The 14,270-nt window shown below is 61.0% G+C and carries 13 protein-coding genes; 4 read left to right on the top strand and 9 right to left on the bottom strand.

Going from position 1 to position 14,270, the window contains the following annotated elements:
• Window positions 1-7: 7 nt before the first annotated feature.
• The 4 genes from CMV30_RS01640 to glmS form a co-directional block, all read right to left on the bottom strand.
• Window positions 8-1,702: an ABC transporter permease gene (locus CMV30_RS01640; protein ID WP_096054408.1), complete on the bottom strand. Its 1,695-nt coding sequence runs from the start codon at window positions 1,700-1,702 to the stop codon at window positions 8-10.
• 258 nt (window positions 1,703-1,960) lie between these two features.
• Window positions 1,961-3,052 carry a sigma-70 family RNA polymerase sigma factor gene (locus CMV30_RS01635; protein ID WP_096054407.1) on the bottom strand — a complete coding sequence of 364 codons (1,092 nt, stop codon included), beginning with the start codon at window positions 3,050-3,052 and terminating at the stop codon, window positions 1,961-1,963.
• 424 nt (window positions 3,053-3,476) lie between these two features.
• Window positions 3,477-4,958, bottom strand: a complete 1,482-nt coding sequence (gene trpE / locus CMV30_RS01630; protein WP_096054406.1) for an anthranilate synthase component I — start codon at window positions 4,956-4,958, stop codon at window positions 3,477-3,479.
• A 65-nt stretch (window positions 4,959-5,023) separates the two neighbouring features.
• Window positions 5,024-6,874, bottom strand: a complete 1,851-nt coding sequence (gene glmS, locus CMV30_RS01625; RefSeq protein WP_096054405.1) for a glutamine--fructose-6-phosphate transaminase (isomerizing) — start codon at window positions 6,872-6,874, stop codon at window positions 5,024-5,026.
• A gap of 72 nt (window positions 6,875-6,946) precedes the next feature.
• Between glmS and CMV30_RS01620 the strand changes: the two genes are divergently transcribed.
• From CMV30_RS01620 to CMV30_RS01605, 4 genes are all read left to right on the top strand, one after another.
• Window positions 6,947-8,233, top strand: a complete 1,287-nt coding sequence (locus CMV30_RS01620; RefSeq protein WP_096054404.1) for a glucose-1-phosphate adenylyltransferase — start codon at window positions 6,947-6,949, stop codon at window positions 8,231-8,233.
• Window positions 8,234-8,442: 209 nt separating this feature from the next.
• Window positions 8,443-9,246, top strand: a complete 804-nt coding sequence (locus CMV30_RS01615; protein ID WP_096054403.1) for an urease accessory protein UreF — start codon at window positions 8,443-8,445, stop codon at window positions 9,244-9,246.
• Window positions 9,247-9,359: 113 nt separating this feature from the next.
• Complete coding sequence (ureG, locus tag CMV30_RS01610) at window positions 9,360-9,989, top strand: urease accessory protein UreG (protein ID WP_281254875.1); 630 nt, start codon at window positions 9,360-9,362, stop codon at window positions 9,987-9,989.
• Between the two features lie 96 nt (window positions 9,990-10,085).
• Entirely contained in the window at window positions 10,086-11,036 is a 951-nt protein-coding gene (locus CMV30_RS01605) for an urease accessory protein UreD (RefSeq protein ID WP_096054401.1), read from the top strand.
• A gap of 190 nt (window positions 11,037-11,226) precedes the next feature.
• Here CMV30_RS01605 and CMV30_RS01600 read toward each other — a convergent pair whose 3' ends face one another.
• The 5 genes from CMV30_RS01600 to hprK all read right to left on the bottom strand — a co-directional run bounded on the left by CMV30_RS01600 (window position 11,227) and on the right by hprK (window position 14,260).
• On the bottom strand, window positions 11,227-11,424 hold the full coding sequence (locus CMV30_RS01600; protein WP_096054400.1) for a hypothetical protein: 198 nt from the start codon (window positions 11,422-11,424) through the stop codon (window positions 11,227-11,229).
• Between the two features lie 170 nt (window positions 11,425-11,594).
• Window positions 11,595-12,011, bottom strand: a complete 417-nt coding sequence (locus CMV30_RS19195) for a hypothetical protein (protein WP_138223065.1) — start codon at window positions 12,009-12,011, stop codon at window positions 11,595-11,597.
• A gap of 50 nt (window positions 12,012-12,061) precedes the next feature.
• On the bottom strand, window positions 12,062-12,325 hold the full coding sequence (locus tag CMV30_RS01590) for a hypothetical protein (RefSeq protein WP_096054398.1): 264 nt from the start codon (window positions 12,323-12,325) through the stop codon (window positions 12,062-12,064).
• Window positions 12,326-12,341: 16 nt separating this feature from the next.
• The gene (gene rph, locus CMV30_RS01585) at window positions 12,342-13,103 is read right to left on the bottom strand and encodes a ribonuclease PH (RefSeq protein ID WP_096054397.1); all 762 of its coding nucleotides are present in this window, start codon (window positions 13,101-13,103) and stop codon (window positions 12,342-12,344) included.
• A gap of 146 nt (window positions 13,104-13,249) precedes the next feature.
• On the bottom strand, window positions 13,250-14,260 hold the full coding sequence (hprK, locus tag CMV30_RS01580; protein ID WP_096054396.1) for an HPr(Ser) kinase/phosphatase: 1,011 nt from the start codon (window positions 14,258-14,260) through the stop codon (window positions 13,250-13,252).
• Between the last annotated feature and the right edge of the window lie 10 nt (window positions 14,261-14,270).

Below are 14,270 nucleotides of genomic sequence, written 5' to 3'. Positions count from 1 at the left end.
GAGGTAACTACACGCGGAAGATGGCGCCGAGTTTTTTGCCGAGGAGGAGGCTGAGGCCGACGATGGTGACACCGAGGAACGCCATGGCCCAGACGCCGAGGGCGGAGGCAATGAATTTGCCGTCACCGAGGAGTTGGAAGAGTTCGAGGATGGCTTTGGTGATCGGGTAGAAGACTTGTTTTTGCGCGAGGATGAGCGAGTCGCTGACTTCGAGCATGGCGAAGGCGAAGGCGAGGAGTCCACCGGCGATGAGGTTGGCCGTGATGAGCGGGAGGGTGATCTTGAAGGTGGCTTTGAGGGGAGGGCAGCCGAGGTTTTGGGCGGCTTCTTCGAGGGTCTCGCTGGTTTGCTCGAAGCCGGCGGAGGCGGAGCGGACGACGTAGGGGAGGCGTCGGACGGAGTAGGCGATGATGAGGAGGATGGTCGGGTCTTTGGTGGGGTTGAGGAATTCGAAGAATTTCCCTTCCTGACTCATAGCGAGGTAACCGAAGGCGAGAACGAGGCCGGGGACGGCGAGGGGGAGCATCGCGAGGAAGTCGAGAACCTGGCGTCCGGCGATTTTTGTGCGGACGACGACGTAGGCGATGGCGATGCCGAGGATGATGTCGATGAACGTGGAGATGCTGGCGAACTTGAGGCTGTTGGCGATGGCGGGGACGGTGAGGTCGTGGCCGAGGGCGATCTGGAAATTTTCCAAGGTGTAGCTCTTCGGGAGGACGCTCGCGTACCAGTCGCTGGAGAAGGCGACGAGGACGACGCCGATGTGGGGAAGGACGGCGATGAAGGTGACGCCCGCGAAGAGCGCGGTGCAGAGCCAGGCGCGGCGCGAGGGGAGTTTGCGGGGGCCGCCGGAGCTGGTGGCCTTGGCCATCATGGCGTGGCCCTGGCGGCCGAAGAGGCCTTTGCCGAGCGCGTAGAGCAGTGTGGTGCTGGCTAGCATCACGGCGACGAGGGCGTAGGGGAACGGGTTTCCGCCGATGTCTTTCAGGCCGTAGAAAATCTGGACGGAGGTGACGTGGGGGTAGTCGAAGATCAGCGGGACGCCGAGTTCGGTGAAGGCCCAGATGAAGACGATGGTGCCGCCGGCAAAGAGGCCGGGGCGCATAAGTGGCAGGGTGATTTTGAAGAAGCGGCGGAAGCCGGTGCAGCCGAGGTTTTGCGCAGCCTCTTCCATCGCGGGATCGATGTTGGCGAGGGCGGCGGTGGCGTTGAGGTAGATAATTGGATACAGCGAGAGGGCCTGGACGACGGCGATGCCCCAGAACTGGTTCGCGGCAAACCAGTCGTAGGTCCAGCCCTCGGGCTGGATGCCGAGGTTGATGAGGAGGGCGTTGAGCGCGCCGTACTGGCCGAAGATTTGTTTGATGCCGATGGCGCCGACGAAGGGCGGCAGGATCATCGGGATCAGGACGAGGGAGCTGAGGATGCCTTTACCGGGGAAGAGGAAACGGTCAGAGACGAAGGCGAGCGGGAGCGAGATGAGCAGCGCGAGGGTGGTGGTGGCGCAGGCGAGGAGGAAGGCGTTGCCGAGGCCGCCGAGGTAGGTGGGGTCGCTGAGGAGGAGGCGGAGATACTCGAAGGTGAGTTTGCCGTCGGCGTCGATGAAGCCGCCCTTGAGGATCTGGAAAATGGGCCAGATGAAGAAGGCGGCGAAGAAGGCGGCGGTGAGCGCGAAAACGACGCGGGCGAAAGTCTGCGACATCGGGCGCGAAGTAAGGGGAGAAGACGTGCGGTGGGAAGCGGGAAAGCGGGGCTCGGGCGGAACGGGGAGAGGCTAGAGGGTAGCGGGTAGATCGGAGACGGAGCGGAGTTTTTAGACAGGATGAACACGATTCACAGGATTGGGCGGAGGCCGACGGGTGATGCTGGGGACCGCTCGCTGGCGCTCGTGGCTACGGGCATGAAAAAGCCGCCGGGGGTTTCCGGCGGCTTGGGGAGCGATGTTTGTGATCGAACGCGGTCAGCCGTGGGGCTGTTGTTTGGCGGCGGACTTGGATTGGATGAACTCGCGGATGACCTGCATGCGTTTGCGCTCGCGGTCCTCGACTTCGATGTCCTCGACGGTGCGCTGAACCTCATTTGCGGAAATCGCCTTGCGCATTTTCGAGAGCGCGAGGTTTTGCAGCTGACGGACGCGCTCGCGGGTGACTTTGAATTTCTTGCCGACTTCTTCGAGGGTGAGCTCGCTGGAGCCGTCGAGACCGAAGCGCAGCTTGATGATCTCGGCTTCGCGCGGGTCGAGGGAGGCGACCATCGAGTGGAGATCGGAGTTGCGGTTACGTTCCTTGAGGCTGTCGGCGGGGCTGATGGCGTTTTCGTCGCCGACGATTTCGCCGAAGGTGGACGAGTCGCCGTCTTCGCCGATGGGTGCGTCGAGGGAAGTCGGGCGGACGGAGACGGACTTCAGATGCGCGACCTTGTTGGTCGGGATCTGGAGCTCCATGGCCAATTCTTCGTCCGTGGGTTCGCGGCCGAGTTCTTCGGTGAGGGCCATCGCGGTGCGGCGCATCTTGGAGATTTTGTCTACCAGATGGACGGGCAGGCGGATGGTTTTACTCTGGTTGGCGAGAGCGCGCTTGATGGATTGTTTGATCCACCATGCGGCATACGTGGAGAGCTTGCCGCCCTTGCGTGGGTCGAAGCGTTCGACGGCTTTGATGAGGCCGATGTTGCCCTCGCTGATAAGGTCGAGGAGCGGGAGGCCGAAGTCTTTATAGTCGTGGGCGATCTTCACGACGAGGCGGAGATTGGCCGAGATCATGTGATCGCGGGCGGCCTTATCGCCGCGGCGGATACGGCGGGCGAGGGAGATTTCCTCCTTGATGGTGAGAAGGGGCGTCTTCCCAATCTCTTGTAGATAGAGTTGAAGGTTGCTGCGCTCCGAAGGGCCGGAGTTTTTGGCGGGCGCTTCGGGAGCGGCGCGTTCGTTTTTCTCCAAGAAGGAGGGCGGTGCATCCAGAGGAACTGGTTGCAGGGCGGTGGTGGAGGCGTGGTTCGTCTCTACTTCGTCGGCCTCGGCGTACTTGCGGGTTTTAGTCTGTTGCTGAGCCATGACAGGTTTCCTCGAGTTTAAGTTTCGATGCACACGGTCGGTCAGAACGGCAGAACAGCGTGCGGTATGATTTTGTGACGACCATACCCCAGCCGGAATCGTTCCATGGAGTTATACGCATGGACTCCTCTGAACGATGCAAAAATTTATAAGCAGTCTGTGACTTTCCTGCGACAGCGTGGCGCGGGGAAGGCTGGCTGGTGGCTCAAAAGAAAATTTTCAGAGGGAAAATAGCGCGAAGTGAGAGAAGCGCAAATGAGTGCAGAACGAGGCGTGCCGGTGGCGGTATCGGGATAAATGCAGGCGATGGATAGGAATTGCGCGAACGGGATGAAGTGAGGATCATGAAAAAACCGCGTCGGTGAAGACGCGGTTGGAGAGGGAAATGGCGTGCGGGGAAGGCGCGGTTTGGCGGGAAGCCGGTTTAGAATTTTTCGGCGATGGCGACGGCTTTGAAGAGAGCGGAGGCTTTGTTGACGGTCTCCTGGTACTCGGCCTCGGGCACGCTGTCGGCGACGACGCCGGCGCCGGACTGGATGTGGATGTGGCCGTCTTTGATGAGGGCGGTGCGGAGCATGATGCAGGTGTCGCTGTTGCCGTCGTAGCCGAAGTAGCCGAGGGCACCGGCGTAGAAGCCGCGCTGGGAGGGTTCATTTTCCGCGATGATCTGCATGGCGCGGATTTTTGGCGCGCCGCTGACAGTGCCGGCGGGGAAAGTGGCGCGCATGAGATCGTAGGCGTTTTTGTCGGGGGAGATTTTCCCCTCTACTTGCGAGACGATGTGCATGACGTGCGAGTAGCGCTCGATGACCATCATCTCGGGGACGGTGACGGAGCCAAACTGGCAGACCCGGCCGATGTCGTTGCGGGCGAGATCGACGAGCATGAGGTGTTCGGCGCGCTCCTTCTGGTCGGCGAGGAGGTCTTTTTCGAGGGCGAGGTCGTCGGCGTGGGTGAGACCGCGTTTGCGGGTGCCGGCGATGGGACGGATCTCGACAAGGCCGTCGGTGAGGCGGACGTGGACCTCGGGCGAGGCGCCGACGATGGCGAAGTCGCCCGTATCCAGGACAAACATATACGGCGACGGGTTGACCGTGCGGAGGGCGCGGTAGAGATCGAGGGGGGATTTGGCGAAGGGCTTGGTGAAGCGCTGGGAGGGGACGACCTGGATGATGTCGCCGGAGCGGATGTATTCTTTGACGCCGTCCACGACGCCCTCGAAGACGGGCTGGGTGAAGTTGCCGGGAGGGACGATGATCTTGCCGGGATCGACGAGAGGCGCGGGGGCGAGGGAGCTTGGGCGGCGGAGGAGAGAGTGGAGATGATTGAGTTCGGTGACGGCGGCGTCGTAGGCGGCGGCGGGGTCGGCGGCGATGTGGGCGTTGACGCAGAGGCGGAGGGTTTGCTTCGCGCGGTCGAAGGTGAGCAGCGAATCCGTGAGCATGAAGTAGATCACGGGGAGGCCGAGGACGTCGGACTTGGCAGTCGGGACCGAAGGCTCGATGCGAGAGACGTATTCGTAGCTGATGAAACCGACGGCACCGCCGGTGAAGCGGGGGAGGCCGGGAATGTTGACCGGCTTGTGCTGCGCCATCTCGGTCTGGATGAGCGTGAGCGGGTCTTGCGGCGTCGGGATGGTCTGTATCGGTTTGCCGGGCACGCGGATCTCGGTGGTCTTGGGGCCGCAGGCGAAGATCTTGCGGGGGCGGCAGCCGATGAAGCTGTAGCGCGAGAGGTTTTCGCCGCCTTCGACGGATTCGAGGAGGTAGGACGGGCCGGTTTCCTTGAGCTTCGCGTAGGCGGAGACGGGCGTTTCGAAGTCAGCCATCAAGTCGGTGTAAACGGGGATGACGTTGCCCTGACTGGCGAGGCAGAGGAAGGCGTCTTTGCACGGGAAGATGTTCATGAGGACGGAAACGGGAGCGCGGCGTGGCGGCTGGAGATTCGCGTGAGGCGAAGCGGGCGGAAGGGTTATTCGACGGTGACGGACTTTGCCAGGTTGCGGGGCTTATCGACATCGCAACCGCGTTCGCAGGCGATGTAGTAGCTGAGAAGCTGAACCGGTACAGTGGCGACGATGGGGAGGACGGCTTCGTGGCAGTCGGGGATGTAGATGACGTCGTCGGCGACACCGGGCGGGAATTCGCAACCCTCGGTGGTGATGACGATGGTTTTGCCGTTGCGCGCTTTGATCTCCTGAATGGAGGAGACAATCTTGTTGAAGATCTCGCTCTTGGGGGCGAAGAAGACGGACGGACATTTCTCGCTGATGAGGGCGATGGGGCCGTGCTTCATCTCGGCGGCGGGATAACCCTCGGCGTGGATGTAGGAGATCTCTTTAAGCTTCAGTGCGCCCTCGAGGGCGATGGGGAAGAGCGAGAGGCGGCCGAGGAAAAGCATGTCGGCATACTGGGCGTAACGCTTGGCGATTTCCTTGATGCGGGGGGCTTGTTCCAAGGCTTTGCGGACGAGATCGGGGGCGGCCTTGAGGGCTTTCACGTACTCGACGCCGTCGCTGAAGCTCATGTCCCTCATGCGGGCGACGTAGAGGGCGAACATGGCGCCGATCAGTAGTTGAGAGGTGAATGCCTTGGTGGAGGCGACGCCGATCTCGGGGCCGACGTGCTGGTAGATGCCGCCGTCGGCTTCGCGGGCGATGGAGGAGCCGACGGTGTTGTTGATCGCGAGAACCTTGTAGCCTTTGCGCTTGGCTTCGCGGAGAGCGCCGAGGGTGTCGATGGTTTCGCCGGACTGGCTGACGACGAAGAAGAGGGTGTTACCGTCGAGCGGGGAATTGCGGTAGCGGAACTCGGAGGCGTAATCGACTTCGACGGGGACGCGGGCGAAGCGCTCGATGAGGTGCTCGGCGACGAGGCAGGCGTGCCAGGCGGTGCCGCAGCCGCAGAAGGCAAAGCGGTCGATCTGGCGGACCTCGATGGGCGTGAGATTGAGGCCGCCGAACTGGGCGGTGGAGCCGTCGGCGGAGAAGCGGCCGCGCATGGCGTTTTCGAGGGCGACGGGCTGCTCGAAAATTTCTTTCTCCATGAAGTGCGAGAAGCTGCCGATCTCGGCGGCCTCAGCGCTCCAGGTGACTTTGTTGACGATGGGGGAAACGTCTTCCTCGGACTGCGTGATGATGGAAAAGTTTTTTCCCGTGAGGTGGACGAGTTCGCCGTCTTTTAAGTAAACGACGTTTTGCGTGCGGCTGATGAGAGCGGAGACGTCGGAAGCGATGATGAATTCGCCGTCGCCCACGCCGAGGATGAGGGGCGAGGCTTTGCGGGCGGCGACGAGTTCGCCGGGGGAATCGGTGCAGATGACGGCGATGCCGTAGGTGCCCTCGACGTGCATGAGGCTGCGGCGGACGCTTTCGAGAAAGCGGCTTTTGTCCTCGGCGGCGGGCTCCTTCTGGTAGTGGTAGGCAATGAGGTTAACGAGCGCCTCGGTGTCGGTCTCGGAGGAGAACGTGTAGCCTTTGGAGAGGAGAAATTTTTTGATCGAGGAGTAGTTCTCGATGACACCGTTGTGGATGAGGGCGAACTTGCCGTCGCTGGAGACGTGGGGGTGGGCGTTGGCGTCGGTGACACCGCCATGCGTGGCCCAGCGGGTGTGGCCGATGCCGGTGGTGCCGGTGAAGCGGTGGCGAGCGGCTTCTTTAGCGAGGATTTCGACGCGTCCGGCTTTTTTTGCGACATCGATGCGGTCGTTCTGGAGAACAGCGACACCAGCAGAGTCGTAGCCGCGGTATTCGAGACGCTTGAGGCCCTCGATAATGATTGAGGCGGCTTTCTGTTTCCCAACGTAACCAACGATTCCACACATAGTTTTTTTGCTTTTGGCTGGCGAAACTACCGACCGCGATAAACGTGGAGCAAGGCTTTAAGGCCCACAAATATGGCAACACCCAAAGTCATCTCGGTAATCATGGGCGGCGGTCGCGGCACGCGTCTTTATCCGCTCACGATGGAGCGCTGCAAACCCGCCGTTCCTCTCGCCGGCAAGTACCGCCTGGTCGATATTCCGATCAGCAACTGCATCAACTCGGGGTTGAATCGCATCTTTTTGCTGACGCAGTTTCACACGGCCTCCCTGCATCGTCACGTCCAGGCGACGTATCATTTCGATCCGTTTGGCGGTGGTTTCGTGGACATTCTTTCGGCGGAGCAGACGGAGAAGAGCGTCGATTGGTATCAGGGCACGGCCGATGCGGTGAGGCGCAATCTCCAGCATTTCCGCACGTTCCCGCATGACCTGGTTTTGATTCTCTCGGGGGACCAGCTGTACCGGATGGATTTCCGGAAGATCATCGAGCAGCACATGTCGACTGGAGCGGATGTGACGATCGCGGCGATTCCGTTTCCTGTTTCGAAGGTCGAGGGCCTCGGCCTGACACGCGTGAACGATGATCTCTCGATCGCTCAGTTCGTGGAAAAACCAAAAGATCCAGCGGTGATCAACAGTCTCACCCTCAGCGCGGCGCTCGAAGCGAAGCTGGAGCAGCCGGTGGCCGGTGAGAAGCACTGCCTGGCGTCGATGGGTATTTATGTTTTCAACCGCACGGCACTGGCCGAGGCGTTGGACAACAATATGACGGATTTCGGCAAGGAGATCATTCCCGGCCTGCTCGGGAAGAAGAAGCTCTTCGCCCACATTTTCGAGGGATATTGGGAAGACATTGGAACGGTGAAGGCGTTTTTCGATGCGAACCTCGCGCTCGCGCAGCCGCTGCCGCCGTTTAATTTCTTCGATGCGAAAGATCCGATCTACACGAAGGACAACTATCTGCCTGCATCGAAGATCAACAACTGCGCCATCGACTATGTCGTCATCGGCGACGGTTCGATCATCGAGGATTCGACGCTGAAACATTGCGTGCTCGGAATCCGGTCGTTTGTGCGTGAAGGCACACAGTTGCAGGATGTGGTGATGATGGGCTCGGATTTTTATGAAACTCCGGAGCAACTGGAGGCGAACGTGGAGCAGGGGCGTCCGCATCTGGGGCTCGGGAAAGGCTGCATTATTCGTGGCGCGATCATCGATAAAAACTCGCGTATTGGCGATGGGGTGACGTTGACGGTGGATGGCAAGCCAGACGGCACCTATCCGCATGGCGTCATCATCCGCGACGGCGTTCTTCTCGTGCCGAAGGGCGGAGTGGTGCCGAATGGAACGGTGATCTGAGCGCGCCGTTTTTTTGAATCGTGTGTGAGCGAAACAGGCGGCCGAGGGGCCGACTGTTTCGTTTATGGGAGGGCCGGGCTCGTTGCCGACCGTGGACGGCACGGAGGGTTTCCCTCGAGAATAGGGCCCTCACTTTTTTGAACTGCTCAAATCACGTTCTTTGGTGACGCAACGAGTGCAGCGGCCATGTTGCGACGAATAAGAGAACGATGAACACCGAAACCTCAGGAGTGGCGTGGCTGGCGGGGATGCTCCAGATGGGGGATACGTTTTATCCGACGGGGGCGTATGCGCACTCGTTTGGGCTGGAGGGGATGATCGAGCTGGGAGCGGTGCGGGATCGGGAGACGTTGCGGGAGTTTTTGCTGAGGTCGGCGCTGCCAGCGTTAAGGCAGGCGGAACTGCCGGTGGTGATTCATGCGTGGGGGGCGTTGGGAGGCGGTCGTAATGCGGAGGTGTCGGGGGATGGAGTTTTGGACAAGATTAAGAGGATTAACGGGATTTCGGAAAATGAGGATGGGAGGAGAGCGGTGGAGTGGGTGGATTGGAGGAAGGTCGGGGAGCTGTGTGTGCTGGCGTCGGCGTTGAAGTCGGCGAAGGAGGCGCGGTTGGCGGCGGAGAATATTGGGCGGCAGCGGGCGGAGCTGGCGGCGAAGTTGCGAGGACATCCGCTGGCGGTGGAGTTTGTGCGATGGGCGGAGGCGGAGAAGTGGCCGTATTCGCCGGCGGCGGCGGCGGCGCTGGAGGCGCGGGTGTTGGGGGCGCCACTGGAGGCGGCGCTGGCGTCGGTTTTTTATGCGAGCATCGCGGGGCTGATGGCGGCGGCGATGAAGCTGCTGCGGCTCGGGCAGAATGGGTCGCAGACGTTGCTGACGGAAATGATGGGGAAAGCGCCGGAGATCGTGGCGGCGGCGAAGAAGGTGCCGGTGGGGGAGATCGGGTGGTTTAATCCGTGGCTGGATATCGCGGCGGCGCGGCATGAGCGGGCGGCGGCGCGGTTGTTTATTTCGTGAGACGGACGATCGAGCGGAGTTTTTAACCACTGATGAGCACTGATGCACACTGATGATTGGGAAGGATTGCAGACGGGCGATCCGCGGTGAGCATCCTGCTTCCTTAAATGTCTATGTCTTCTAAACGTCCTCCTCGAATTGGTGTTGGTGGCCCGGTGGGGTCCGGCAAGACGATGCTTTGTCTGAAGCTGTGTCAGCGGCTGAGGGAGCGGTATAGCTTGGGCGTGGTGACGAACGACATCTACACGTCGGAGGATGCGCGGTATCTGAAGGAGGCGAAGGCGCTGCCGGCGGAGCGGATCGTGGGCGTGGAGACCGGCGGGTGTCCGCACACGGCGATTCGCGATGACACGACGATGAATGAGCAGGCGGTGCAGGGGCTGGAAAAAGCGTTTCCTGATCTGCAGCTCGTGTTGGTGGAGAGTGGCGGGGATAATCTGACGGCGACATTTTCGCCGGAGCTGGTCGATGCGTTTATCTATGTGCTCGATGTAGCGGAGGGGGAAAAGATGCCGCGCAAGGGTGGGCCGGCGATCAAGTACTCGGATCTGCTCTTAATAAATAAAATCGATCTGGCGCCGTATGTGGGGGCGGATCTCGGGGTGATGGAGCGCGACGCGAAGGTGCAGCGGGGGACGCGGCCGTTTATTTTTTGCGATCTGAAGCGGGAGCATAATCTCGACGCGATCGTGGCGTGGATCGTGCGCGAGGTGTTGTTTGGTGCGAGGAAATCGGGCGCATGATGAGGAGCGTTTTTAATGTGGAAATCAGGAAGACTGGAAACGGAGAGGATGCGAAATTCCCGGTCCTGTTTTCTGGGTTTCACATGATGAATCATCATGGGTGAGTTTTCCGGACATCTGAAGTTGCGCGCGGAGGTGCGTGAGAACGGGAAAACCGTGCTGGCGGGGCAGTCGTTTCGCGCGCCGTTTCATGTGGGAAAGGCTTACTGGGACGAGGAGGGCGCGGCGTTGCGCGTGCAGGTCGTGAATCCGACGGCGGGGATTTTGGAGGGAGATAAGTTGGAGACGGAGATCGCGGTGGGAAGTGGCGCGGCGTTGCTCGTGACGACTCCGAGTGCGAGCCGGGTTTTCCATATGCGGGCGGGCGAGGCGGTGGCGTCGCAGAAATTTTCGGTGGAGGCGGGTGGGTGGCTGGAGTTTTTGCCGGAGCCCCTCGTCCCGCATGACCGGTCGAGTTTCCGGCAGGTGACGGAGATCGAGGTGGCGGAGGGCGGGGAGATCGCGTTTGCGGATTTGTTGATGCCGGGGCGGATCGCGCGCGGGGAGATGTGGTCGTGGTCGCGTTTGCGGCTGGAGCTAAGCGTGCGCGTGGGCGGGGAATTGATTTTGCGGGAGCGGCTGGATCAGAGCGGGGAGGAGATGAAAGCGCTCGCGAAGCTGGCGGGTGTGGGCGAGCTGAAGAGTGAAGAGGGAAGGGGGAAGGGTGAAAGCGGAGGCGGCGGAGTTTTTAACCGCGAATGGACGCGAATGGACGCGAATGCGGCGGCGGAAAATGGAGCGAGCGCGGAGAGCGGGGCGTGTTGTTTTGGGAATGTGGTGATTGTGTCGCGCAAGTTGGAGGAGTGCGGGGCGTGGAGGGAATGGATCGAGGCGTTGCACGGGGCGCGGGCGTGGGTGGGGGTGAGCGCGCTGCGCGGCGGGTGCGGGGCGTGGAGTTTGAAGATTGTGGCGGCGGATGGGGCGGAGCTGCGTCGGGTGCTCGGTGAAGTGCGGGAGATCCTGGCGGAGCGGTTGCCGAGGATGCGGGCGGCGCTCAGGCGGGTGTGAGTGTGCGTAGGGCGGGATGGGGCGGCCGTTGGGAGGTTCTGGAGGGCGACGATTAGGTTAATCGCAAAGACGCGAAGACGCTAAGTCGGAGCGAAGGATCGGGTGCGTGGCGTTGGGAAATAAAAAAGCGCCGCGGGTGAGGCGGCGCTGAGATCGCGGCGTAAAGCCGCTCCGACAGGGAGCGAAAAGGTCAGCGGCGTTTTTGGGCGAAGCGGTAGGCGAGGGCGGCGGCGCAGAGGCCGCCGATAATCAGCGTCAGAGGATTGTCCCAGAGGCCGTGGCCGTGGAAGTCCCACGTGAGTTCGTGTCCGTCGTGGCCAGGGTGGGCTTGCGCGAGTGAGGGGAGGGTGACGAGAAGCGCGGTGAGGAAACGGCGGGCGGTTTTCATGGGCGGTATTGGTCGAGGTATGAAAGAGGTTTCGGCAAGAGATGGGCCAGTGGGACAGGTGGTCAAAGGTGATCAGCACAAGCCGAGATTGCGAGGTGCGAGACGGCCCATGGAGGCATCGGTCCAGTTGAGGGCGCTGGCGTACCGTGTTGATGCGGAAATCGTGAACTTTAGAAAGCTTCTTTGAAGAACACCACTAGATCACCGTCCTTCAACTCGGACGATTGAAGTTTGGCCATGGAGCCGCGAAAACCAATCGGATGCGACAGTCCATCTTTGCTCTTTCGATAGACCAGGCCGATCCAATAAAAAGCGAGATCAGCGGGTGGCTTATCTTCGCTGACTCTCTGGTTCAGCAAAGCAAACGCAGATAAGCCCTGCTGTTCGGGGCCGACTGCCACGTCAACGCCGACAACCATTCGCTTCGAGCGTTCATTGTTCAATTGCTCATAGGTTCGCACATGCTTTGGTCCCTGACAGAGGCACCCTTCCCACATCTCCAGCCGAACTTTGGTTGGAGGCTCTGACGAAAAAAGCGGTGTAAAGGATGTCAGAAGCAATACAGCAAAAAGGCGGAGTGTTTTCATGGGGTTGTTCTTGAATGAGCGGACTTGATCAGGCTTCAGACCACGAGCCGTCATTGCTCATCGGGATAAGCGAACCGAACCAAATTGGGTGCACCCCGTAGCAACCAGATGGTGAGGGCCAGCCAAACCAGAAATTTCATGATGATCATGAAGGCTGGTACTCCAACAAAGCCGAAAAGAAGAACCGAGGCAGACAACATATACAGCAGGCTTACGAGGCCCGTGATCCTGACGGCTAGACCGAATATTTTAGGGGGTGTCATAAAGAAAATATCTCCGCTAGGTGAGGCCGCGTGGAATTGATCAGAGGCCATTAGATGAGCGTGGAGTTCAGCCGAGTTTTAGGGTGCTGAGGAGTTGTTTGGTGAGGAAGGCGGTTTGGGCGGCGGAGACTTCTTTCAGGCCTTTTTGGGCGAGGACTAAGAGACTTTGTAGTTGGTCGTGGCTGAAGGTGGTTTCTTCGCCGGAGCCCTGGACTTCGACGAATTTGCCCTGGCCGGTCATGACGATGTTGAAGTCCACTTCGGCGTCTTTGTCTTCGAGGTAGGCGATGTCGAGGAGCTCGCGGCCGGCGACGACGCCGACGCTGACGGCGGCAACGGAATCGGTGAGGGGATTCTCGCGGAGTTTTTGTGAGTCGAGGAGTTTTTGGACGGCGAGGCGGGCGGCGAGGTAGGCGCCGGTGATAGAGGCGGTGCGGGTGCCGCCGTCGGCCTGGAGGACGTCGCAATCTAGCCAGAGAGTGTTCTGCCCGAGTTTGCTGAGGTCGATGACGGCGCGAAGGGAACGGCCGATGAGGCGCTGGATCTCGACGGTGCGGCCGTCGATCTTGCCGCGGGAGATGTCGCGGGATTTGCGCTCGTGGGTGCTGTAGGGGAGCATCGAGTACTCGGCGGTGAGCCAGCCTCCTTTGACGCCCTGCTGTTTCATCCAGGTGGGGACGCCGGGCTCGATGGTGGCGGCGCAGATCACGCGGGTTTTGCCGAAGCTGACGAGGACCGAGCCAGTGGCGTGCGGTGCGATGTCGGCTTCGAAGGTGATGGTGCGGAGCTGGTCGGCGGTGCGGCCGTCGTGGCGGGCGGTGGTGGACATGCGAAAAGGAAAGGAAAGTAGGAAGATGCGGAACCGGAGCTGCGGAGTTTCAAAGGGGCCACAGAGGGCACAGAGCTATGACACGGAGAGCACGGAGTTCGGAAATTTGAATAGGAGGGAAAGGAAAGAGCAGAGGCGGCGGAGGGTCAGGAGCGGTCTTCTTCCGAGCGGCTGCGATCGGGGTCGAGGCGGATGGTGCGGGCGGGGGTTTCGGACTGTTGCGTCATGTAAGCGATGAGGCGGTCGTTGAAAGTTTTCGCGGGATCGTGGCCCATTTTCTTGAGGGCTTGGGTGAGGGCGGCGACTTCGACGAGGCGGGCCATGTCGCGGCCGGGGCGGACGTAGAGGATGATGTGGGGGACTTTGAGCTCCAGTATCTCGTAGAAGTTTTCTTCGAGGCCGGTGCGTTCCTCGACGGCGTCGGGAGTCCATTCGAAGAGGGAGACGACGAGGTCGATGCGTTTCTCGGGGCGGACGCTCTTCACTCCGAACATGTCGGAGATATTGATGATGCCGATGCCGCGGCACTCCATGTAGCCGCGGTTGAGCGGGCGGGAGGAGGCCATGAGTTCGCGTTCGTCGAGGAGCTTGATGACGGTGAGGTCGTCGGCGACGAGGGAGTGGCCGCGCTCGATGAGGGCGAGGGCGCATTCGCTTTTGCCGACGCCGCTGGAGCCGCGGAGCATGACGCCGATGCCGCGGATATCGAGGGTGGTGGCGTGCTCGGTGACGGAGGGGGCGAACTCGTTGTCGATGCAGAGGGTGGCGAGGTTGATGAAGTTCATCGTGATCAGCGTGGTGCGGAACACGGGGAGGTTTTTCTCCTTCGCGACGCTGAGCATGGCGGGCGTGGGGTGGAAATTACGCGTGAGGACGAGGCAGGGGATCTGGCGCTCGACCATCTCCTGGAGGATCTCGACCTGGCGGGCGTGATCGAGCGTCTTGAGGTAGGTCATCTCGGCCGCGCCCAGAACCTGGATACGTTTGTTCGCGAAATATTTGAAGAAGCCAGTGAGGGCGAGGGCGGGGCGGTTGATGGAGCCCTCGCGGATCATGCGGTGCAGGCCGGGCTCGCCGAGGACGAGCTCCATCTTGAGGCGCTCGCGGTAGGTGTCGAAGAAGTGGGCGACGGTGATGCCTTGGATGGATTTGGGCATGGGGTTTGGG

The sequence above is a fragment of the Nibricoccus aquaticus genome, assembly GCF_002310495.1.
Taxonomy (GTDB): Bacteria; Verrucomicrobiota; Verrucomicrobiia; order Opitutales; family Opitutaceae; genus Nibricoccus; species Nibricoccus aquaticus.
Note: the sequence above shows the minus strand (reverse complement) of the source record. Positions and strands in the feature narration are given on the sequence as shown.

Coding starts and splice junctions, on each gene's coding strand:
- CMV30_RS01615 (WP_096054403.1), top strand. CDS start 8,443: ATGAACACCGAAACCTCAGGAGTGGCGTGGCTGGCGGGGATGCTCCAG.
- CMV30_RS01635 (WP_096054407.1), bottom strand. CDS start 3,052: ATGGCTCAGCAACAGACTAAAACCCGCAAGTACGCCGAGGCCGACGAA.
- CMV30_RS19195 (WP_138223065.1), bottom strand. CDS start 12,011: ATGAAAACACTCCGCCTTTTTGCTGTATTGCTTCTGACATCCTTTACA.
- CMV30_RS01640 (WP_096054408.1), bottom strand. CDS start 1,702: ATGTCGCAGACTTTCGCCCGCGTCGTTTTCGCGCTCACCGCCGCCTTC.
- CMV30_RS01590 (WP_096054398.1), bottom strand. CDS start 12,325: ATGGCCTCTGATCAATTCCACGCGGCCTCACCTAGCGGAGATATTTTC.
- CMV30_RS01620 (WP_096054404.1), top strand. CDS start 6,947: ATGGCAACACCCAAAGTCATCTCGGTAATCATGGGCGGCGGTCGCGGC.
- rph (WP_096054397.1), bottom strand. CDS start 13,103: ATGTCCACCACCGCCCGCCACGACGGCCGCACCGCCGACCAGCTCCGC.
- CMV30_RS01605 (WP_096054401.1), top strand. CDS start 10,086: ATGGGTGAGTTTTCCGGACATCTGAAGTTGCGCGCGGAGGTGCGTGAG.
- glmS (WP_096054405.1), bottom strand. CDS start 6,874: ATGTGTGGAATCGTTGGTTACGTTGGGAAACAGAAAGCCGCCTCAATC.
- hprK (WP_096054396.1), bottom strand. CDS start 14,260: ATGCCCAAATCCATCCAAGGCATCACCGTCGCCCACTTCTTCGACACC.
- trpE (WP_096054406.1), bottom strand. CDS start 4,958: ATGAACATCTTCCCGTGCAAAGACGCCTTCCTCTGCCTCGCCAGTCAG.
- ureG (WP_281254875.1), top strand. CDS start 9,360: ATGTCTTCTAAACGTCCTCCTCGAATTGGTGTTGGTGGCCCGGTGGGG.
- CMV30_RS01600 (WP_096054400.1), bottom strand. CDS start 11,424: ATGAAAACCGCCCGCCGTTTCCTCACCGCGCTTCTCGTCACCCTCCCC.